23 protein-coding genes and 1 pseudogene are annotated in these 21943 nt (G+C 39.6%); 19 read left to right on the forward strand and 5 right to left on the reverse strand.

The features are described from left to right. Positions 1 to 262 precede the first annotated feature (262 nt). Positions 263 to 502, reverse strand: a complete 240-nt coding sequence (locus tag QUB80_RS19705; RefSeq protein WP_289791207.1) for a hypothetical protein — start codon at positions 500 to 502, stop codon at positions 263 to 265. 128 nt (positions 503 to 630) lie between these two features. Between QUB80_RS19705 and QUB80_RS19710 the strand changes: the two genes are divergently transcribed. Continuing rightward, positions 631 to 1812 carry a M20 family metallopeptidase gene (locus tag QUB80_RS19710; RefSeq protein ID WP_289791208.1) on the forward strand — a complete coding sequence of 394 codons (1182 nt, stop codon included), beginning with the start codon at positions 631 to 633 and terminating at the stop codon, positions 1810 to 1812. A gap of 248 nt (positions 1813 to 2060) precedes the next feature. Next, positions 2061 to 2720 carry a hypothetical protein gene (locus tag QUB80_RS19715; RefSeq protein ID WP_289791209.1) on the forward strand — a complete coding sequence of 220 codons (660 nt, stop codon included), beginning with the start codon at positions 2061 to 2063 and terminating at the stop codon, positions 2718 to 2720. A 189-nt stretch (positions 2721 to 2909) separates the two neighbouring features. Here QUB80_RS19715 and QUB80_RS19720 read toward each other — a convergent pair whose 3' ends face one another. Then, positions 2910 to 3962, reverse strand: a complete 1053-nt coding sequence (locus QUB80_RS19720; RefSeq protein WP_289791210.1) for a hemerythrin domain-containing protein — start codon at positions 3960 to 3962, stop codon at positions 2910 to 2912. Between the two features lie 275 nt (positions 3963 to 4237). Between QUB80_RS19720 and QUB80_RS19725 the strand changes: the two genes are divergently transcribed. The 4 genes and pseudogenes from QUB80_RS19725 to QUB80_RS19740 all read left to right on the forward strand — a co-directional run bounded on the left by QUB80_RS19725 (position 4238) and on the right by QUB80_RS19740 (position 6452). Beyond that, entirely contained in the window at positions 4238 to 4978 is a 741-nt protein-coding gene (locus tag QUB80_RS19725; RefSeq protein WP_289791211.1) for an LmeA family phospholipid-binding protein, read from the forward strand. Positions 4979 to 5086: 108 nt separating this feature from the next. Then, positions 5087 to 5629: a DUF2231 domain-containing protein gene (locus tag QUB80_RS19730; protein ID WP_289791212.1), complete on the forward strand. Its 543-nt coding sequence runs from the start codon at positions 5087 to 5089 to the stop codon at positions 5627 to 5629. Between the two features lie 256 nt (positions 5630 to 5885). After that, positions 5886 to 6253: pseudogene (locus QUB80_RS19735) on the forward strand (DUF2809 domain-containing protein). After that, entirely contained in the window at positions 6231 to 6452 is a 222-nt protein-coding gene (locus tag QUB80_RS19740; protein WP_289791213.1) for a DUF167 domain-containing protein, read from the forward strand. Before QUB80_RS19735 ends, QUB80_RS19740 begins: the two are co-directional and overlap by 23 nt. Before the next feature lie 191 nt (positions 6453 to 6643). On the opposite strand, the gene QUB80_RS19745 is transcribed toward QUB80_RS19740, so the two are convergent. Continuing rightward, the gene (locus tag QUB80_RS19745) at positions 6644 to 7270 is read right to left on the reverse strand and encodes a glutathione S-transferase family protein (protein WP_289791214.1); all 627 of its coding nucleotides are present in this window, start codon (positions 7268 to 7270) and stop codon (positions 6644 to 6646) included. 203 nt (positions 7271 to 7473) lie between these two features. Between QUB80_RS19745 and QUB80_RS19750 the strand changes: the two genes are divergently transcribed. From QUB80_RS19750 to QUB80_RS19770, 5 genes are all read left to right on the forward strand, one after another. Then, positions 7474 to 8175, forward strand: a complete 702-nt coding sequence (locus QUB80_RS19750) for an SOS response-associated peptidase (RefSeq protein ID WP_289791215.1) — start codon at positions 7474 to 7476, stop codon at positions 8173 to 8175. 71 nt (positions 8176 to 8246) lie between these two features. Beyond that, positions 8247 to 8768, forward strand: a complete 522-nt coding sequence (locus tag QUB80_RS19755) for a photosystem I assembly protein Ycf3 (protein ID WP_289791216.1) — start codon at positions 8247 to 8249, stop codon at positions 8766 to 8768. Positions 8769 to 8926: 158 nt separating this feature from the next. Then, positions 8927 to 9217, forward strand: coding sequence for an Asp-tRNA(Asn)/Glu-tRNA(Gln) amidotransferase subunit GatC (gatC, locus tag QUB80_RS19760; protein WP_016877026.1), 291 nt, complete (start codon positions 8927 to 8929; stop codon positions 9215 to 9217). Between the two features lie 80 nt (positions 9218 to 9297). Beyond that, positions 9298 to 10269, forward strand: a complete 972-nt coding sequence (locus QUB80_RS19765; protein WP_289791217.1) for a glutathione S-transferase family protein — start codon at positions 9298 to 9300, stop codon at positions 10267 to 10269. Positions 10270 to 10817: 548 nt separating this feature from the next. Then, complete coding sequence (locus tag QUB80_RS19770; RefSeq protein WP_289791218.1) at positions 10818 to 11999, forward strand: CapA family protein; 1182 nt, start codon at positions 10818 to 10820, stop codon at positions 11997 to 11999. A gap of 55 nt (positions 12000 to 12054) precedes the next feature. Here the strand turns inward: QUB80_RS19770 and QUB80_RS19775 are convergent, their stop codons facing one another. Beyond that, positions 12055 to 12573 (reverse strand): hypothetical protein, encoded by a 519-nt coding sequence (locus tag QUB80_RS19775; RefSeq protein ID WP_289791219.1) that lies wholly within the window; start codon positions 12571 to 12573, stop codon positions 12055 to 12057. A gap of 6 nt (positions 12574 to 12579) precedes the next feature. Continuing rightward, positions 12580 to 13551, reverse strand: a complete 972-nt coding sequence (locus tag QUB80_RS19780) for a hypothetical protein (RefSeq protein ID WP_289791220.1) — start codon at positions 13549 to 13551, stop codon at positions 12580 to 12582. A gap of 649 nt (positions 13552 to 14200) precedes the next feature. On the opposite strand from QUB80_RS19780, the gene QUB80_RS19785 reads away from it, so the two are divergent. The 8 genes from QUB80_RS19785 (at position 14201) to QUB80_RS19820 (ending at position 21456) form a co-directional block, all read left to right on the forward strand. Continuing rightward, on the forward strand, positions 14201 to 14503 hold the full coding sequence (locus QUB80_RS19785; RefSeq protein WP_289791221.1) for a CTB family bacteriocin: 303 nt from the start codon (positions 14201 to 14203) through the stop codon (positions 14501 to 14503). A 172-nt stretch (positions 14504 to 14675) separates the two neighbouring features. Further along, complete coding sequence (locus QUB80_RS19790; protein ID WP_289791222.1) at positions 14676 to 14906, forward strand: CTB family bacteriocin; 231 nt, start codon at positions 14676 to 14678, stop codon at positions 14904 to 14906. 164 nt (positions 14907 to 15070) lie between these two features. Further along, entirely contained in the window at positions 15071 to 15346 is a 276-nt protein-coding gene (locus tag QUB80_RS19795; protein WP_289791223.1) for a CTB family bacteriocin, read from the forward strand. 300 nt (positions 15347 to 15646) lie between these two features. After that, positions 15647 to 15922 (forward strand): hypothetical protein, encoded by a 276-nt coding sequence (locus tag QUB80_RS19800; RefSeq protein WP_289791224.1) that lies wholly within the window; start codon positions 15647 to 15649, stop codon positions 15920 to 15922. A 101-nt stretch (positions 15923 to 16023) separates the two neighbouring features. Next, positions 16024 to 16302 carry a bacteriocin gene (locus QUB80_RS19805; protein ID WP_289791225.1) on the forward strand — a complete coding sequence of 93 codons (279 nt, stop codon included), beginning with the start codon at positions 16024 to 16026 and terminating at the stop codon, positions 16300 to 16302. Positions 16303 to 16416: 114 nt separating this feature from the next. Continuing rightward, entirely contained in the window at positions 16417 to 17913 is a 1497-nt protein-coding gene (locus QUB80_RS19810; protein ID WP_289791226.1) for a beta-barrel domain-containing protein, read from the forward strand. 182 nt (positions 17914 to 18095) lie between these two features. After that, positions 18096 to 20264, forward strand: coding sequence for a peptidase domain-containing ABC transporter (locus QUB80_RS19815; protein ID WP_289791227.1), 2169 nt, complete (start codon positions 18096 to 18098; stop codon positions 20262 to 20264). Positions 20265 to 20526: 262 nt separating this feature from the next. Next, entirely contained in the window at positions 20527 to 21456 is a 930-nt protein-coding gene (locus tag QUB80_RS19820) for an AraC family transcriptional regulator (RefSeq protein WP_289791228.1), read from the forward strand. The last annotated feature ends 487 nt before the right edge of the window (positions 21457 to 21943 follow it).

The following is a 21943-nucleotide window of genomic DNA, read 5'->3' on the forward strand; positions in this document are numbered from 1 at the left end:
CAGTTTCTTTATTACGACTTCATACTTAACAATTCCCAATCTAAATAACTCCTAATTCACTTTTGTATTGACTGGTTTTGGCAAACTTTTCCTTGATGCTTATGAACTTTATTTATAAAGTTTTAATATTTTTACCATAAAAGTTTTATGTAATTTTGACTAGTTTTCAAATTATCAAGTTACATTATTTTTACAGTTTCTTCATCACTTATTTATACTGACTAATTTTCTGACGAGTCTTATTCTGCTAGCAGAATACAACTTAGAGATGATTTATCAAGTAAACCTTAAACTGTAGGGGAGCCAGTGCGCCCTTGCGGCAATGCCCTGCTTGTAGACGCCCGGAGGGCGGCTTCCCGTGAGGTAGCACCTGGCCTGGCGTTGCGTTAAAGCACTGCGTTACGGCTAATTCTAATTCTCTCAAACTCTCAAATTCTTGCATAACCGTAACACACCCTACTAACAAGGTAGTCCCGATGAACCAAGTTTCACCAGCAGGCAAAAAACCTTACCCCCTGCCCCTCTCCGAACTCGCACACAAGGAAGTACGATACTACTGTCGTGAATTCTGAGCGAACTATTCCTTAACATTTCTTTATCATTAAAAAAAGTGCGCGATTGAATTGGAAAATGCTTACCCATATTAAAGATTTAGCAAAAACACTCGCTCCCCGCTTAATAGAAATTCGCCGTCACATTCATTCTCACCCAGAACTGAGTGGGCAAGAGTACCAAACAGCTGCCTTTGTTGCTGGTGTTTTATCTTCTAACGGACTTCATGTTAGAGAGGGAGTGGGTAAAACTGGCGTAATCGGAGAATTGCAAGGTACTGGTAAAGACGATCGCATCTTAGCAATTCGTACTGATATGGATGCTTTGCCAATTCAAGAACGCACTGGTTTAGAGTTCGCTTCTCGTGTTCAAGGTTTGATGCACGCTTGTGGTCATGATGTTCATACCACAGTGGGTTTAGGAACGGCAATGGTACTATCTCAAATCGCAGAGGAGTTACCTGGAAAAATACGCTTTTTATTTCAGCCAGCAGAAGAAATTGCTCAAGGTGCCAACTGGATGGTATCAGATGGAGTAATGGAAAAAGTGAGTGGGGTATTGGGTGTTCATGTTTTTCCTTCCATCCCAGCTGGTTCAATTGGTGTACGCTACGGAGCCTTAACAGCAGCAGCAGACGATCTAGAAATTATTATCTTTGGAGAATCGGGACATGGTGCTCGCCCTCATGAGGCGATTGATGCAATTTGGATCGCCGCGCAAGTAGTTACTACGCTGCAACAAGCAATTAGCCGTACGCAAAATCCTTTGCGCCCTGTGGTGTTGAGCATTGGGCAAATTAATGGAGGCAGAGCGCCGAATGTAATTGCTGATCGAGTGCAGTTGTTAGGAACTGTGCGATCACTCCATCCAGAAACTCGTGCTAATTTACCAAACTGGATTGAAAAAATTGTCGCTAGTGTCTGCAATTCCTACGGTGCGAAATACCAAGTGAATTATCGCCAGGGGGTACCTAGTGTTCAAAATGATTATCTTTTAACACAGTTGTTGCAATCAGGAGCAGAAGAAGCTTGGGGAAGCGATCGCGTGCAAGTCTTACCCGAACCTTCTCTTGGTGCTGAAGATTTTTCCGTTTATTTAGAAAAAGCTCCTGGTTCTATGTTTCGTTTAGGTGTAGGTTTCCCAGATAGAGTCATTAACTACCCTTTACATCATCCTCAATTTGAAGTTGATGAATCTGCCATCATTACTGGAGTTGTGACTATGGCATATGCAGCCTATAAATATTGGCTGGTAAATTAAACTTTTTTAAGAAAATTTTTCTTTTTAACCCGTAATGAAGAGGAAAAACTTGTAGTTCTTCTCTTTAATAACGGGTTCTTAACTATGAGTTAAGTTAGGTAAAGTATCATAATATCCACCAATGATTTCTATAACATAGAACATAAAGCTATAAATTTATAACTTCTCTGACTAGAACTGCACTTAAAAAATAATAAAAAATAAAAGGTTTTTCATATCCGATACTGTAAATGATGGAGGATGTGAGCATGAGTGCAACAACCAAATTCAAAGATGTAGTCAAACTTATCCTACCAGAACGCATTGTTTGGCAAATACAAAGTCTTCTACATGAGATAGCAACTCGAAGGTTGCGTGGATTAGATTTTCATTTGAATCACCCAGATCGAGTGATACTTGAGGATAACATCATTCCTTACTTTGTTGCTCGGAGTGAGTTCAATAAAATTCTTTTCGTGGGCTGTGACTGGTTCACTAAACCATACGAAAAATACTTTAAAAATAAAGAGTACTGGACAATAGAAATTGAACCTAGTAAAGCTAAATATGGAGCAAAAAAACATCATATTATAGACGCGCTCCAAAATCTCACCCATCATTTTGAAAATAATTATTTTGATCTAATCTTCTATAATGGGGTCTTTGGATTTGGTATCAATACAAAGGAAGATACAGAAGAATCTTTTTGGCAGTGTTTTCAATGTTTACGTACTAGTGGAGTTTTAGTCTTTGGTTGGAATGATAAGCCTGAATATAAACCTTTTTCTGTGATTGAAGAATGTGAGAATTTAAAAAGATTTCAACCATATATCTTTCCTCCTCTTGCAGCCGCAGAATATGCAGTTGAGGATGATCGCTTTAAATATAGACACAGATTTAACTTCTACATTAAACCTGTGACATCGTAGAAATAAATAATGATTGTACAAAAACTCCCGACACTATGTGTCGGGAGCTATAAAAAACCCAGCAAGTGGCATTCAACACTAAAATCACATTCGGATATTAAAACTCAGTAGGTGAGGAAAAAGGCAAAATATTTTCACCTTTTACCTTTTTTGGCTGCGATTACTTTGCTATTAAAAAACAAAGCTGTATTACTTAGATGCTGCACCCTGTTTACCTAGTTTCTCTTGAATTTTTTGTTTTGCAGCTTTGAATTGGGTAGCCAGTTGTTCGCTTTGCTCACTACTTAAGTTATTACGAATAGCAGCGAACATTGTGCTTTCTTCTTGACGAATATGATCGCCTACAGCATCCATTAGCTGTCTAACTTTATCTTTGAACTGAGATGAAGAAGGATTGATCGCCTTAATTTCATCTAACATCCGCTTCATTTCAGCTTGCTCGTCATACAACTCTTGAGTATCGCCTTCACCATAGAAAGGACGTACTCTTGGGTAGACAACTTCTTCTTCAGCTTCAGCATGAGCGCTTAGATCCTTGTAAATTTGACCGAAGTATTCTTGGATCTTTTGTGCGTCGTTGCTTGCCAACAGTTCGGTGAACAAGGTATTCACCTTATTGTGATCCAGGCGGATAACATCCTGGATATTCATATCACTCTTATCAGATGTTTGGGTAACAGCACTACCGAACACACCGCTCAATGCTGCCATTGCATCTTGCACGCGTCCCCAGATACCTTGATCTGCTTCTTGTCCAGTTAATTCACGGACACCCAAAACCTCTAAAATACCTTTGAGTTGCTCTTGGTGAGCGCGATTTTCAAAGTTTACAGTATTTAAAGGCCCAATAGCCATCATTACATCGGCACCAACTTTTTGAGCTGCCTTATGAATTGTTATGCCAGACATTACTTGTTGGTGCTTGAGCAGCTCATGCTGAAAGACTTTTTCATATGTGTTTAATTCAGAGCCTTGCATTAGCTGCTGCACTTTTTTAACCATTTCAGAAACGGTTTTGTCAGGCTCGGCTTGAATTCCGTACTGCACATTAACAGTTTCCAGAATGCCCATGTTCTTGTTGTCATCATCGAGCATTTTCTGGATGCGATCGCGAATTTCATTATCGGAAACTTCTTTCAAAAATTGTTGCTCATTGGCAATCAACAATTTTTGAATTTCTTTCATATCTGCCAATTTTTTGGCAATAGCAGTACGTTTAGTATCGTCTAAAGTTGTTACCATCTTGAGTTCTCCTCTAACAAACTGAAATTGTTTGTGTTTTAGACAATTTCAGAGTGACATATTGTTTCGGAACGCTCCATCTTTCTTTTGAGCGATAACCCTGAAACTAAGGATATAAAAATCTCAATTTTTAGGATAATTTTTACAAGCGAATCGCATTTATACTTTTAGGTAGAGAACTGCTAAAACGACACTCCATCGCCGGGTAGATAAATTTTTATTTTTGCTTTTCTAGATTGACTTCAGGATATTTAAAGAGAGGAGTTCCTATCGTAATGTCAGAAAATCCTGGACTAGGAGAGCAGGCGCTAAATAAAGCCGCAGAAATAGGGTTATCTAGCCAATTAGATGAAGTAGAAAATTTAGATGTAAATATCAAAGCTGAACCTTTAAATTTAGTTCAGGGACAGATAGAGGCAGTCTCTATTGAGGGTGAAGGTTTAGTAATGCAGCAAGATTTGCGCATGGAAGAACTAGATATGGATATTGATAGTGTTGCTATCAATCCTCTAGGGGCAGCCTTTGGCAAAATTGAACTAACTAAACCTACTCAAGGTAAGGCACGGGTAGTGTTAACCGAAGCAGATATAAACCGTGCTTTCAACTCCGAGTATGTTCATTCACAACTGCAAACTCAGAAAATTCATGTAAATGGCAAATTAACAACATTTGTTCCTCAAAACGTAGAATTTCGCTTACCTGGAGAAGATAAAGTAGCATTGAACGCTACTTTACTTTTACAAGAAAACCAACAAATTGAAAAAGTCGCCTTTTCAGCAGTACCCCGTGTTAATGAGAGCGGACAAACAGTGACTTTAGAAAATGTTGAATATGGTGAAAATCAGGAAACATCGCCAGAACTGACAAAAGCTTTAGTAGATGTAACTAGCGAAATTTTGGATTTGAGAAACTTCGATTTAGAAGGCATGAGTCTACGAGTTAAAAATTTGGAGGTAGAAGTAGGCAAACTCATACTGCAAGCCGAAGCTTATGTTGAGCAAATTCCTTCGGCTTAATTTATACAATCATTAAAATGTGCAAAGCTGCCTACTTTGGTGTAGTCATTTACACCAAATTACGGTGAAACTTTTTAAGTCTGTTATTACTCGGAGTATAAAGAACTTATGGAAACTCAACAAAGAAATACAACCCCTTATCCTAATATTCCTGCTTTTTTAGAAAGTGACGATAGAGAATTTCGTGATACTGGTGTACCTAGTACTGTTGCGATCGCGGGGCATCCTATTCACCCTATTCTCGTTCAATTCCCAATTGCATTTCTTGTTGGAGCGCTCTTAAGTGATGTCGCTTTCTGGCTAACTGATGACACTTTCTGGGCAAGAGCCTCTTACTGGCTCATCCTTGGCGGCTTGGTAGGCGGAATCGCAGCAGCCCTAACTGGTATTCTCGACTTTTTGAGAATAGGGCGAGTTCGCAAACGCACAGCTGGCTGGGCGCACTTAATATTGAATGTAAGTGCTTTGGTACTGACAATAATCAACCTAGTATTGCGCTGGAATAATCCAGTTATGCCCATATTGCCTTGGGGACTTGTACTCTCAGTGATTGTCGCTTCGCTTCTGGGCGTTTCTGGCTGGTATGGTGGCGAATTAGTTTATAGGCATAAAATTTCTGTTATTGGCAATGGTAGCCCAGAAAGTCCTTAGATTGACATATTCTCAAGTAGGAGAATAGGTGACGGGGAACAGGAGAAGAATTTTCTCTTACTCTCCCACTCTCCCCTCTTGTAGTTTAGGTACTTCATATGCCATCTTGTACCTACTACCCAATCCCTTCCGTATGACTTTACGGTGTTAGAGAAAACACAAAACACTTACAGCAGATTTCAACTTCGTGAGGTACAGAAATACCCCTCCCTAACCCTCCCCTTGGCAAGGGGAGGGTTAGGGAGGGGTGTACCTCATGTACTTACAAAACACTTATATTCTCCTCTCCTTGCTCATCGTTGTTGCGATGGGCTTTTTCTTTAAGTGCTACAAATACCCAGCCCATCAGTGGTTTAATGACTACGGGTGCTGTATTTTATGAAATATTTTGGTGTTTATTTGCCTTCTGCTTCTTCCGCAACCCAAAAGGTTTTTTATCATTACCTGCTTACTAAAATTATTGCTGTTGTGGCATCCACCCTTATTGGAGCAGTTTCGCGCTACGTTAATAGGTAAATAATTGCTTGGTGGAATTTCTCGGATTATGTGTTGGGTTGCTTGTTAGGTTGGTTGTGGCTGCGCCGATTACAACGAAAAAATTATGCAAAAAAAGGTCAAAGTTAAGCCAAATTCCAAAATTCAAAAAATAGAGGAAGAAGCGGACGGGAGCTTAACTGTACATTTAAAATCTCCCCCAGTAGATGGTAAGGCTAATCAAGAGTTAATTCAAGTGTTAGCAGAGAAATTTAATGTGCCAAAAAATAGCATTAGAATTAAATCTGGTTTTAATTCCAGGCAAAAGTTAATTGAAATTAATAAATAAAGATATTAATCTTAAAAACACTCATTAACCAAAATATCTGAGGGTTAATAGCTGTTTAATTATTAGTTATTAGCAGTCATCAGCAAATTTTCAAGCACAATCTAGATTAGAGATTAATTAATATCTCCTACTTAAAGAAAAACTCGTCACCTAAATTATACAAGGAAACGAGTTATTGGTTTTTATTTTTGTTAAATACAATACTTAGATTCTTCAGTAATACTAATATATCCCGGCTGTGCTTTCACCCTTTCAATCCAAGCTTGAATGGCAGGGAATTGTGTCAAATCAAACCCACCTTCATCGGCTACATGAGTATATGCAAACAAAGCAATGTCTGCGATCGTATAACGCTCTCCAACAAAAAAATTATGAGTCTGCAAATAACTTTCCATCAAGTTAAGTGCTGCATAACCAGGTTTACTTTTTTGCTCTATAGCTTCTTTATATTTTTCACCTTTGCCTAGTATACTCATCCAAAATCTAGATGTAGCAATAAAAGGTTCATGACTGTTCTGTTCAAAAAATAACCACTGTAGCACTTGCGCTCGTAACAAACGGTCATAAGGTAAAAATTCTGTCCCTTCACTGAGATAAATTAAGATGGCATTTGATTCTGCCAAGTATTTACCTGGTTCAATTTCTAGCAACGGAATTTTCCCAGCTGGATTTTTGCTTAAAAATTCAGGCGTTCTAGACTCTCCTTTCAATATATTGACCTCTACCCTCTCAAATGGCATACCAATTTGCGATAATAAAAGACGTATCTTGTAGCCGTTACCCGAAGGTAAAAAATCGTACAAACGCAGCGTTTCCATGCCTATTAATTTTGAGATTAAGGTTGCAATTAAACATAATGAATTAACATACAATATATTTACAAAAAAACAAATAAAGAGAATAAAAATTTTAGAAATGCTGTTTTTGACTACACTAATAAAATCTCTAAAAAGTAAATTGATGAAAGTATTATTTTTAGCATTGACAAGTTTAATTTTGCAATTGGTAGAGTATCAAAATAATGTGTGGAAGATTTACTTTAAGCGTTATTCCAGAGGTTTTAGCTCAAGCTTTCCATCTTGAACAAGTTCCAGATATAGAGCCGCAATATAACATTGCACCTACGCAAATGGTGGGGACAGTTTTATATAACTCCCAAAACCACAAGCGTGAATTTCAGCAGTTGCGGTGGGGATTAATTCCTTCATGGGCAAAAGACTCAAGTATGGGAGCTAAACTAATTAACGCTAGAGCGGAAACCGTAGCAGAAAAACCTGCTTTTCGCTCTGCTTTCAAGCGCAGACGATGTCTAGTAGTGGCAGATGGTTTTTACGAATGGCAAAAGCAAGATGGCAAAAAACAGCCTTATTATTTTCGCCTTCAGAATGGGCAACCCTTTGGTTTTGCTGGGTTGTGGGAAGAGTGGGAATCTCCCCAAAAGCAACAGATTAAATCCTGTACAATTTTGACAACCCAAGCCAACGATTTACTGCAACCACTCCACGATCGCATGCCAGTCATTCTTACCGAGCAGGATTACCAGATGTGGCTAAATTGCCAAATGCAAGAACCAGAAGTATTACAGCAGCTATTACAGCCCTATAAATCCGAGGAAATGATTGGCTACCCAGTTAGCACCTTGGTTAACAATCCCAAGCACAATAGCTCAGAATGTATCATTGGGCTTAACACGGAGAATGCTCCTGTAAATCAGTTAAATTAGCTATTGAGTCATAAAGCCACAAATCCAACAGCACTTTTAGCCATTAGCTGCACATCTATAGAGAGGCACCTATGCCAAGAACTCAGAAAAACGATAACTTTATCGATAAATCTTTTACCGTCATGGCGGATCTAATCTTGAAGCTCCTGCCAGCGAATCAAAAAGCGAAAGAAGCCTTTGCTTATTACCGAGATGGGATGTCAGCGCAGTCAGAAGGTGAATACGCTGAAGCCCTAGACAATTACAAAGAAGCTTTAAAACTAGAGGAAGATTCTCAAGATCGGAGTTTTATTCTTTACAATATGGGTCTAATTCATGCTAGTAACGGCGAGCATGAACAGGCTTTAGAGCTATATCATCAAGCACTTGAATGTAATCCTCGTTTACCTCAAGCTTTGAACAACATCGCTGTGATCTACCATTACATGGGAGAAAAAGCTAGGGAAGCGGGAGACGAAGACGGAGGCGAAGCTTTGTTTGATAAAGCTGCCGATTATTGGATTAGAGCAATTCGTATGGCTCCCAATAACTACATCGAAGCCCAAAACTGGCTGAAAACTACAGGGCGGATGCAAATAGACGTATTCTTTTAGTCATTAGCAGGGGCGGGTTTATAAAGATAAATTGTCAGTTTCAATCGTTCATATAATCAAAAAAACCCGCCCGTACATTAGTCATTAGTCATTTGCTTCTTTACTAGTGGCTATTAACCATTAGCCATTAGCCATTAACTATTAGCCATTAATAAACCATGATTGACCGTGAACAAGTTCGTAAAGTAGCTCATTTGGCTCGTTTAGAATTGACACCAGAAGAAGAAGAAAAATTCACTACTCAATTGGGAAGTATTCTCGATTACTTCGAGCAGTTGAGCGAACTAGATGTTAGCAATGTGCCACCTACAACACGGGCAATCGATGTCAGTAACGTGACACGCCCTGATAATTTGCAACCTTACCCCGATCGCGAAGCTATTCTCCAAAGTTCACCACAACAAGAAGGCGAATTTTTCAAAGTGCCAAAAATCCTCAACGAGGAATAGTTAGTGGTTAATATTTTTCATTGTCATTAACCATTAGCCATTAACCATTAGCCATTAACCATTATCAAAGGAAGCTCATTATGGGTTTGGGAATTCTCAAGGATGGTAAGTGGATATCCGAACGAGAGCAAGAAGATTCAGAAGGTAAATTTATCCGTCCTTCAACCACTTTCCGTAACAAGATTACAGCCGATGGTTCAAGTGGGTTTAAAGCTGAACCGGGGCGCTATCACTTGTACATTTCTTGGGCTTGCCCTTGGGCGTGTCGTACTGCGATTTTACGTCAGTTAAAAGGACTGCAAGATGCGATCGCTTTATCAGTAGTTGCACCAGAAATTCACGATAATGGTTGGGAATTCTCAGATGAACCAGGAGCCATTCCCGATACAGTAAATGGAGCAAACTATCTCTGGCAAATTTATTTGCAAGCCGATCCGAACTACAGTGGACGAGTTACTGTCCCAGTTTTATGGGATACACAAAAGCATACAATTGTCAATAACGAATCCCGCGAAATTATGCGGATGTTCGATACTGAATTCAATGACATTGCCACCCATGATGTTAATTTTTACCCAGAAAAATTGCAAAAAGTTATTGATGAGACAATAGATGCCATTTATCAACCGATTAATAATGGTGTGTATCGGGCAGGCTTTGCAACTAAGCAATCGGCATATGATCAAGCAGTAACAGAGTTATTTGCTGCTTTGGATGATTGGGAAAAAGTATTGTCAGAGCAACGCTATTTGTGTGGCAATCAAATTACTGAAGCAGATTGGTGTATGTTTACTACTCTATTCCGCTTCGATAGTGTTTATTATGTACACTTCAAATGTAACTTACGCCGTATAGTAGACTACCCCAACTTGTGGAATTATCTCAAAGACTTGTACCAGCAACCAGGAGTCAAGGAAACTTGCAACCTTGACCACATTAAGAGACATTATTACCGTAGCCATCCTAAAGTTAACCCTACTCGCATTGTTCCGAAAGGGCCATTGATTGATTTTGATGCTCCACACAATCGCGATCAAGTTTTTGCACAGTAAATGATACACCTATGATACTTATATAAGTTCGTAGTAGGGACTTTAGTCCTACTCAGAAAATAAGGCAGACGGCAGAAGGAACCCTAATTTTCATGGGTGATGCTGTACTGCAAGTTCATAAGCCACTAAACTCCAACAGAAGAGAACTAAAGCGCTCACTACATACCTTAATGAGTGCGTGATTTAAGAGTGTAGCCCTGCAAGTAAATTTTTAACAATACTTCAGCAGTTATGCCCAGACTATGCCATAATCGCTACATTACTACAACTTGCACTTCACCCCTAAACAGCCTGGACGTTAAGTAGCCTACGGGTAGACACGTAGTGGATAAACGCAAGTAGCCACCCACTCTTCCTTGAAGCCGCTCCGCTTCTAGCGGGCGTCTACCAGGCTTATAGTTCAAGTCAGTTTTAACTGACTGAAAATCTTATCTAGTCTGAATTAATCAGACTTTAGCTTTTAGCCTTTGAAATTTATTTCTTGGCGAGCAAGAGCGTAGATGCAAGATATGAGATAGGTTACATTTTATGGTGTCAGGAATGAAAATATGGCAAAGCCACGACTAGGGGGTAAACTGCTCTCCTTTGCTTTTATAGGTTTTTGTTTTTGTGTAGGCATTGGTATAGGAGTTGTGATTCGCTATGGGCGATCGCAAGCCACAAATACACCAGAGATACCTAACAACACAACACCAGAACCTTACTATTTGCCAGATTCTTACTCACCACCATATATAAAAGAGCCAACTTATCCAGACTCCATCACCATTCAAGCAGTTGGGGATATAATTCCCGGCACAAATTTTCCTGATCGCAGGCTGCCAAGCGATCGCAATCAACTACTTCCAAAACCAGTAAGGGTATACTTGCAAAGAGGTGATATTCTCTTCGGTAACTTTGAAAGTAGCTTAACCAAATATCGATACACAGCTAAAGACACTAGTCGCCGACAAGTTTTTGCCTTTCGCTCTCCACCTGAGTATGCTCAATTGTTTGCCGATGCTGGCTTTGATGTAATGAATATAGCCAACAATCATGCCTTAGACTTCGGTGTGGTAGGGTTTAGAGATACAGTCAAAAATTTTGCTGCCGTTGGCATCCAAACATTAGGGCATAAAAACCAAATTCTTTTGTTAAAAGCAAAGAATATTCCAGTTGCAATGATTGGGTTTGCACCTTATGAATCTTATAATTCAATTCATGATTTAAAAGCCGCCAAAATTCTTGTCGCAGAAGCTAAAGCACGGGCAAATATTGTTATTGTCTCCATGCACGCAGGAGCAGAGGGAACAGGTGCAATGCGAGTTAAAAATAAAACAGAGTTTTTCTATGGAGAAAACCGAGGTAATTCGCTTCAGTTTGCTCGCACAATGATTGATGTAGGAGCAGATTTAGTCCTCGGACATGGATCGCACGTTCCTAGAGCCATAGAAATATATAAAGGAAAACTCATAGCTTATTCTTTAGGAAATTTTCTCGGATACCGAACTTTATCTACAAAAGCTCAGACTGGTTACTCGATGATTTTAGAAGTTAAGCTAAACCCTCAGGGAGATTTAGTAGCAGGTAAAATTATTCCCGTGCATATGGATCGGCAGGGCATTCCCCACATCGATCAGCAATTCCGAACTGTAGGGCTTCTACGTCGTTTAATTAATAATGATTTTCCTAAGAATGCAGTGCAGATTAACAAAAAGGGAGAAATTGCAGTAGCAAATCAGGAAGTATAAGATTATTTAAAAAATTAAGAGTATATCTGATTAACTTAATAATAAATGATATGTCTCATCCTTTAACAAAAATAATATTACACGTATTGCAATACCATAATTTTCGCCAATTCTTGAGTTGCTTTGGATAAATTAGAATGTTATAAAATTCGACCCAAAGTAATGTAGCAATGAATATGATTACAAAACTTGTGAGCCATGTTTTCAAATTCAGTGTTGTCAAAAAAGGTAGATTGAGGAATCTTCCTACAGGATAAACAAGGAATAAAGAAATCACAAGCAGTAGACGCCAACTGATTTTTTTCTTTTGTGGTGGTGCTAGCTTGCAAGCTGAGATAGAGCTACACATACCTTTAGCAAAAAAACGATGAGTACCTTGAAAATATATGTTATGACTTAGCTCATCCCAAACTTTTGCTAAAGGGCAAATTTTTTCAGATAAACAATTTGGACACAAAAGATTTATATCCTCAGCCCTATGTTTTGAAAATAAAGATTCTGAATACTGTAAATACTCCTCGTCTTTAGTTTCCGTTTTCATTTGCTTTCTGAAAACATTAATTTGTGATTGCATTCTCATTTACCAATTTGTAAGCTGTTGTTTTATCTTGTTTTTAAGTTCCTTAACTTGTACTTCTAATTGCGATTTCAATGTTTCACATTTAGGGATGAGTACAGTTATTATTTGGTTATATGAGTTTCTAGCTATCTGTTGAACCTTTATTTCAACTGAAGATATCCAGTTTTGAAGCTGAGAATGTTTAACTGTATGATTGGAACAATTAATAACATTTTCTAATTCTTGTTTTAGTAGCTCAATTTTTTCTTTTTGTTGTTCAAATATTTGTTTAAATTTACCAAGATCAAAGCATAAATTTAGAATTATTTCACTTGGTTTTTGAATATTTAAAGCATAGATTATTTTCTGCTGCTCTTGAAGTTGTTGTTCTAAAAAATATAGTTGCTGTTGGAAAGACTCTACACTAGTATTAGATGGAGACAGAAATTGCTGAGAAACTTCAACTTGATTTAATTCAGATTGGATATTAACTGATATTGAATAAACATTATTTAAGTGCGATTGTCTTTTAGATAAGTCTAACAGATCTGTCAAAACTTCTCTATTTCCTTGATGAGCCACTTTATCACCTTTTAAAACTGAGTGAAGTAATATAGATGGCTCAATAACTACATCAGGTAAAACTAACCCACTTAATCTATTGATAATTTCTTTACCTTCAACTTCAATATAAGCGCACTCACCATCAATCTCAACTGCTATTGATTGAATATTACTATTAACATTACTTATTTTATAATGTTTAAGTTGACCATTCATGATACTTATATCAGAACCATCAGAGTGAATTATGTTCCCATAATATATTTCAATTAATTCTGGCACATAGCTCTCAGAGAAATTAAATTTATCCCTGAAGTTAACAGTATTAAGGATATCAGTTGGGTATTTTTCTGCAAAGGCTGCTATTTCTGCTGGTAGCTTTGCAATCTGCTGTAAATCAAAATTTGAGAACTGATTTTTTTCATCCATTTAAGAAACTCCTAAGAGGATGCTGGATTGTATAACGCACCAAAGTCATCTGAAGGTGCGTTACGGACAGAGTCTGTAACGCACCCTACTTAGATTTTTTCAACAATCAGATCTGATTGCCATATGACAAATTAAGTTTATTAGGTTTAATGATGACAAGATAGTTTCAACTTTTCAGTCGGAAAAGTTCAGAAGTTAAGGTTGGAAAAAGTCGGATAAAATCATTTAATTAACTTCAATATTTTATTACAGCAGATAAAGTTACTGTAAAAACTAATATATTTGTTCGCTTACTAAATCAGCCAGGCGAGCGCTTCATACGCCTTGATGTAATATCTATTTTGAAATCATTTGTAGAAACGAGACATATCGCGATAGAAATAGTGTATTTTCAACTAATTGAAATAATTTTATCTTCATTGCTTCTGAAAATAAGTAAATAAGCCGACATTTACCAACTACAACTCCCGACTTTATCCGACTGACAAGTCAAAGCCATATTGTCATGATTAGAGCAAAGAAAAGTCAACGACTGTATTACTCAAGGCGGTACTTCAGTTCCGTATAGCTAACTATAGCTAGCGAAGCTAAATAGGCTCTTGCACATGACTTTTCTTGATTGCGTCTACTTATTAATGGAGTTCAATTTATGGAATCCAAATTGTTTACAGAACTATGCGATCGCCAACAGGAACTTATCTGTGGTGGTGGACAACTCATAGCTGCTGATGAGTTTGACTACACAGATTTTGAATATCAAAACGTAAATCTTGCCAAGGTTATTGCTTCAGGTATTAATGGCTCCTTCATCACTAAGGAACTGTCAACTAACTTTGTCTACACTAGTGCCTACGAAGATTTGACGCTGGAATTTGAGCCTGCTGCTAATGGCGACAACGGTGATGACAATGGTAATGGTAATGGTGGTTTTCCTACTCTGCCCACTCTTTAGTTTTTAGTCTTTCTGAAGATGCTCTTAGGCAGAGTTGTGAGTTTGATTAACGAATTCAATCAACTGTACAAATTTCTTCTAGATGGATTCCAGAGCATCCTGATCGAGGAGTAAGTCTTTGGAGTTCTTTTAACAATGTTTGCATTTGATATTTATCACCAAGGTTGAGATCATGGAAACTAAACTTTTTATAGATTTATCTGATAATCAACAAGAGCTTATCTGTGGTGGAGGACAACTTGTAGCTCTTGATGAATTTGATTTTACGGATTTTGAATACCAAAACGTGAATCTTTCCAAGACAATTGCTTCAGGTATTAATGGCTCCTTTATCACTAAGGAATTGTCAACTAACTTTGTCTACACCAGTGCTTACGAAGACCTAATGTTGGAATTTGAATAAATTCCGATAATTTGAGGTAGAGTTGTGAGCTTGGTTAACCAACTAAAGCAACAGTACAAATTTCTCATACATTGATTCCGGAGCAACCGAATAAGGAGTCAGTTTCTGGATTCGGTTCTAGTTAGTATTTGCGTTTTATCAACTTTATCAACGAGGTTAAAACAATGGAAACTAAACTTTTTGTAGAGCTATCTGAGCATCATCAAGAACTTATCTGTGGTGGTGGACAACTCTTGGATCTTGATGAGTTTGACTACACAGATTTTGAGTATCAAAACGTAAATCTTTCCAAGACAATTGCTTCAGGTATTAATGGTTCATTCATCACCAAGGAATTGTCAACTAACTTTGTCTTCACTAGTGCCTACGAAGACCTAATGTTGGAATTTGAGCCTACTGCTAATGGCGTCGTTAATGGCAATGGTAATGGTGAGGAATAGATAGTACAAATTTATCCTCAATGGATTCTAGAGCATCCTAATAAATGAGTAAGTCTCTAGAATCCCAATACGGTTTGGTTAAGATTTCCCTGGCCCTTATAAAAGGGGAAAAGAAGGTTATTATCGCTGCTTGAAAGGAAGGTTGGGGGGATCTGAAAAAGATTCAAGCTTTAACCGAACTGTATTGTCTAAAATCCTTCATAGCAATATTTATATTTTGTCAGTTTATCAATGGGATTGAGACTGTAGAAATTGTCGCTTGTTTACAAGTGTAATTAGTTAGTTCTGCAGGAGACAAAAATGAAGTTAAAAGATATTCCTTTGTCATTAGAGGAACTTACAGATGAGACTGCCACTACTATATCGGGCGGAGTTGGGGTATTTGAGGGAGCGATTGTAATTCCTTGGACACCGCCGAATAAAAGTGCAAAGGTTCCATTTAACGTATTCTCAAGCGATTCGAGCAAATCGAACCGATCTGATGAGTCAGAGAGTCCCGAAGAAACTATTCAGCAGGCTAGCGAGGATATAGAGCTTGGTAGAGATTGGGTTAAAACCGTCAAGAATGCATTCTAAAAATAAGATGCAATCTTTGAGTGTATGCAACAAGATAGTTATTTAGGCAACTATTTAAGTGATTCATAACAGCCAAATAATAACAAATTTGAGGTATTAATATGTCTCTTTCAATAATTCCTTTTCCAGAATTATTAATGGAGTTGTCTGAAGAGCAACAGGAAATAATAGCTGGTGGCGAAGTAGTGATCGTCAAGGAATATAATGAAGAACGTACATACGAAGATTCATCACAAGCAGATTCATCTTCATCACCAACAAGTACAGAAGAAGAGGAAGAAGAAAGCTGCTCCTGCTTTCCTTTTAATAATTTTCCCACCTTAACGACACCTTTTAGAGTTAATGGTCGTGTTGCTCCTAGAAGAAGGTCGCTATTTTGATAGTTTGCCTCTTATTTCCCCTGATTAATTTTTTAATTCAATGTTGATGTGAGCAACAAAAGAGAAAAGTAAGGAAGTAAATCTTTAGTCTTCCCAAACATTTTTTAGTTCACAATGACTAACATCTATTATCCAAACCAGCCTTCTGTTCTCAATCCAGATCAACTCCAACTTCCTCCAGTTGAAAAAGATGAGTTTCTTCCCCGGATTGGTTCCTGGGCAATCATTGGGGGACTGTTTTTGGTTGGCACATTTGGAGCAGCTATTTCAATATCGGCCGTTCTTAATTACAATGTAGCCGTTAAAGTTCCGGCAACCATTCGTTTTGCTGGAGAACTGCGTTTAATTCAGTCTGCGATCGCAGGAACCGTTGACAACATAGAAGTTGGAGAAAATCAGATTGTTGAACAAGGGGAAGCCATTGCTCGTCTGAACGACTCCGAGCATCAGATTAAAAAAAGCCAACTGCAAGAGAGCATTCGGCAGATGTGGTTGCAGTTAGGTCGTATAGATGCTCAAATCGGAAGTTTAGATACACAGCTTTTAGCTCAATCCGATTTCTTAAAACGAACCCTCACTTCTGCTCAAGCAGATTTGGCAAATAACCAACGCAACTTTCGAGATTTGCAAGTGACAACAAAAGCCGAACTGGCAGAAGCTGAAGTTGCTCTAAAGGTTGCTAAGGAACAGTGGAGACGATTGCACCAGGAAAACGAATTAGAGGCAACTTTGCATGAAGCCGAGGCTAACTTAAAAATTGCCAAGACTCAGCGAGACCGATTAAAGCAGATATTAGCATCGGGGGCTATTTCTCAAAATCTATTTGAAGAAAAAGAACAGGCTGTGAAGGCAGCAGAGGCGAAACTTTCACAAACTAAAGCATCTGTGAAAAAGCTTTTTGAGGAAAAAGAACAGGCTGTTGAGGTTGCAAAAGCAAGGTTGACAAAGGCAAAAACGGCACTCAACCCCAGCAATGCAATTGTGATTGTGGCGATGGAACGAATTGGTTTGGAGTGGGCTAAAGGTCAAGCAACCTTAGCAGCATTAAATAAAGAGCGAGAGAACCTGATTGAAGGACGCATTGAATTACAAAAGCATTTAGGTCAGATTCAAAAAGAACTAACACAGGTAGAAACTAACTTAGAACAAACAATTATTCGAGCGCCAATAGCTGGCACGCTGCTACAACTAAAGCTTCGCAACCCAGAGCAAGTTGTCCAACCAGGAGAAGCGATCGCCTATATTGCTCCTATCAATACCCCATTACTGATCGAAGCTCAAGTTCCAGCCCAAAATATTGACAACGTAAAACCTGGGCAAAAAGTCAAAATGCAGGTATCCGCTTGTCCTTATACTGACTTTGGTACCCTCCAAGGTACTGTCAAAACGGTTGCTCCCGATGCTCTACCCTCCACTATTACCAAAAATGATGCGCCTGCTACACCCACTGCCTACAAAGTGACTATTCAGCCCCAAACTAACTTTGTTGGAGATGCAAAGCGCCAATGCCAATTGCAAGCAGGTATGGAGGGCAGAGCCGATATTATTTCCCGTCAGGAGACAGTTTTGAAGTTCCTTCTTAGAAAAACTAGATTGATGGTGGATCTGTAACACCTATTCTTAGTTTGTAGTAAGCACGCTTTGTGCTTACTATGAGCAAATAACATTTGTAGCTATTTTTTAGAGAAACGGTATAATACTCCGTCTAATAAAAATTGAACAGCTGGCGCGATTTTCATCACTGATGTCGTGCTATCAGGCTTTTAAGCTCCCGCTTTGTTGAGGTAAGCTTTATGATTCAGTTGCTTAACTCTCGCAACGGTTATAAATGTGTCTTACAGGCTAGTGAGGAAGACTGTGGGGCAGCGTGCGTAGCTTCGATTGCAAAATATTATGGACAAACGATCGCTCTCAACCGCAGTCGGGAAGCTGTTGGTACAGGGCAATTGGGAACTACTCTCCTTGGCTTGAAGCGGGGTATGGAAAGCCTGGGTTTCAATGCTCGCTCTGTCAAAGCTACTCCAGAGTTTGTTGATCACATTCAAGAAGTACCTCTACCAGCGATCGCCCATTGGCGGGGAAATCACTGGGTTGTGCTGTACGGCAAGCGGGGCAAAAAGTACGCGATCGCCGATCCAGCAGTGGGCATCCGCTATCTCAAACGCCAGGATTTTATTGCCGCTTGGAATGGGATTATGCTTCTGGTAGAGCCAGATCCAGAGCGCTTTTTCATTCAACCTCAAGATGAACAAAAAAGTGGTTTTGGCAGATTTCTAAGGCGTGTTTGGCCTTACCGAGGACTGCTAGCAGAGGCATTGCTGATCAATATTGTTTTGGGACTCCTTGCTTTAGGAAACCCAGTCCTGATCCAACTTCTCACTGACGATGTTTTGGTGCGACAAGATACTCAACTACTGACTGTGGTGATAGTAGCTGTTATACTCATGACCTTGTTTAGCAGCACCCTGCGACTGTTGCAAGCTACGATGATTTCTCACTTTGGTCAACGGTTACAACTAGGATTAGTTTTAGAGTTTGGCCGCAAGCTCCTCCAACTGCCCTTGACTTTCTACGAAACTCGTCGCAGTGGTGAGATTACTAGCCGCTTACGGGATATCAATGAAATTAATCAGTTAGTCTCCCAAGTCGTAATCCTGCTACCCAGCCAGTTTTTTGTGGCGGTGGTATCTTTTTGTTTCATGGTGTTTTACAGTTGGAAGCTAACCTTTGCCGTGATGGCGATCGCAGGAGTGATGGCTCTGACAAACCTGCCATTTCTGCCCGTGCTGCGGCAAAAAACCCGTCAACTTTTGGTTTTAGCAGCAGAAAATCAAGGGGTTTTGGTTGAGACTTTTAAAGGCGCTCAGGTTGTCAAAACCACAAATGCCGCTCCCCAGTTTTGGGACGAATTCCAAAGCCGTTTTGGTCGTCTAGCAAATGTTACCTATAGTACCATTCAAATCAGTATTTTTAGTGGAACATTTTCACAATTTGTAGGTGGGATTGGCGGTGTAATTTTACTCGGATTGGGAAGCACGTTAGTCATTTCTAAGGAATTCAGTATTGGTCAATTACTAGCTTTTAATGTTTTGCAGGGTAATGTTTTAGTCTTTTTAGGCACAATATTGGGCTTGACTGATGAGTATTTTCGCGCCCAAACAGCTGTAAATCGACTTGTAGAGGTAATAGATGCTACACCTGAAACTTTAGGGGATACTCAAAAGCCGTTTGCCATTATTCCAGGGGATGCGGACATTTGCTGTAGTAATATTAACTTTCATCATGCAGGTCGAGTCGATCTGCTCAATGATTTTTCCCTCACACTTCCTGGTGGGGAAGCGATCGCCCTGATTGGTAAGTCCGGTTGTGGCAAAAGTACCTTAGCAAAGCTAATTGCCGGTCTTTATCAACCCCAGTCTGGCAATATTCGGATTGGCTTTTACAATATGCAGGATCTTTCTCTGGAATGTCTGCGACAACAAATTGTCTACGTACCCCAAGAACCCCATTTTTGGAGTCGCTCGATTCTAGAGAACTTCCGCTTAGGAAGTCCCTATATTTCCTTTGAAGAGATTGTCAAAGCCTGCCAAATTGCTGATGCTGACAGCTTTATCAGTCAATTGCCCAATAACTATCAAACTGTACTTGGAGAATTTGGAGCGAATCTTTCTGGAGGACAGCGTCAAAGACTAGCGATCGCCAGAGCAATTGTCAGCGATCCGCCCATCCTAATTATGGATGAATCAACGGCGAGTTTAGATCCTGTCAGTGAAGCTCAAATCTTAGAACGGCTTTTAGCCCATCGCCAAGGTAAAACGACGATTTTAATTACACACCGACCTAGAGTCATCAATTACTGTGATTGGGTTGTTCTTCTAGAACAGGGACGATTGAAACTACAAGGGCCGCGGCTGGAATTACAATCTGTTCCAGGTGACCATTTAAAATTCTTAACTCCATAAATGTTGAGAAATTATGTTCAATTCTGCATTGTTCAAGTCCTAAGGTACGATGAAGATATTGCTCTCGTGTAGCAATTGTTTTGCTAGCATCCACTGTCTTTGCGTCGATAAATTTTTGTATACCTAAAATCGCAGCGTTAAGGCGATCGCTGCTGTCTGTGCTGTCTATTTTTTAATTAAGGTAACTACCTTTCCTAAGGGCGGTTATAGCTCAGTTGCTACAGACGCCAGGGAAAGCGTCTGCAAAGCACCAGAGAAAAAAATGATGATGTCAGAGAGCAACTCTTTAATCACTTTTGAACCTACTTCAGATGATAGCTGTAGAGAGGTTTTTTCTCGGTCTCCTATTCTCTCAAGTTCTGAAGTAGGGTGGGACAGCATCGATCTTATTTATCATCTATTACCTGCTGCTCATGAAACTCCTGAATTTTTTAATACTCGGCATATGGTGGTTATTCAAACCCCAGTTTTATCTTTAGTAAAACTAGAACGGAAACTTAACAATCGCTGGAGAAACGAATCTTTTAAGCAAGGCGACTCCATTGTCTACCCTGCCAATATTCCTCGCCTCGAACGTTGGCATCACAAAGCAAGAAAGGAATGGGGTTCGATTAATTTGTGTTTTGAACCCAATCTTGTGGCAACGATTGCTCGTGAAGTTGTCGATCCAGATCGCGTCGAACTGATTTGCCCAGCGCCACAGCCCGATCCCTTGATAGAGCATATTGGCTTAACCCTCAAAACTGAACTGGAATTCGATGCTGCTGGCAGTTATCTTTATGCTGAGTCAGCAGCTACGCTTCTGAGCGTGCATCTGCTCAAAAAGTATTCTACCCTTCAACCCAATTTGCCAGAGTACCAAGATGGATTGCCTCAGCACTATCTCAAGCAAGTCATCGACTACATTCATGCCCACCTTGACGAGAACATCAGGTTGGCTGAACTGGCAAACCTTGCGAACATGAGCCAGTATTACTTTTGTCGCCTGTTCAAGCAGTCGATGGGCATTTCTCCCCACCATTATTTGATTCAACAACGGGTGGAGCGAGCAAAGCAGTTATTGAAATTGCAAGGGTGGACGATAGCTGACATTGCTTTGGAGTGTGGCTTCTACAACCAAACTCACCTAACCAAACATTTCCGACAAATGACTGGAACTACTCCCAAAGCTTATGCGATCGCTTGCCGTTAAAGTGAACAGGGAACAGGGGATAGGGAAACAGGTGACAGGTGACAGGGGATAGGGGAACAGTATAAAGAATGTGTAATTAATTTTGTTGAAGTACTTATTTAGTAGGCATACGGACATCCGGAGGGCTGTAAAACTGATTTAGCAACGGTTTGTAGACTTAGGTTTGCAGACTTAATTTATCAAGAAAGAATTTAGAAGTCAGACGATCATGTAATAAATCACACAACAAGGGCGTGAAAATTTGACTCTTCCTACACTCCTACACCCTTATACACGCCAGATGACACCAGTCGCACTCGACGCGCTTAACCCGACGCCAGGTGACGCCAGGTGCTACCCTGCGGGAAGCCGCCCGGAGGGCGTCTACAACGCGCTTAACCCGACGCCAGGTGCTACAACGCGCTTAACCCGACGCCAGGTGACGCCAGTCGCTACAACGCGCTTAACCCGCGCAACGCGCTGGCTCCTTTATGCCGGGGAACCCGTC

The sequence above is a fragment of the Chlorogloeopsis sp. ULAP01 genome, assembly GCF_030381805.1.
Classification (GTDB): domain Bacteria; phylum Cyanobacteriota; class Cyanobacteriia; order Cyanobacteriales; family Nostocaceae; genus Chlorogloeopsis.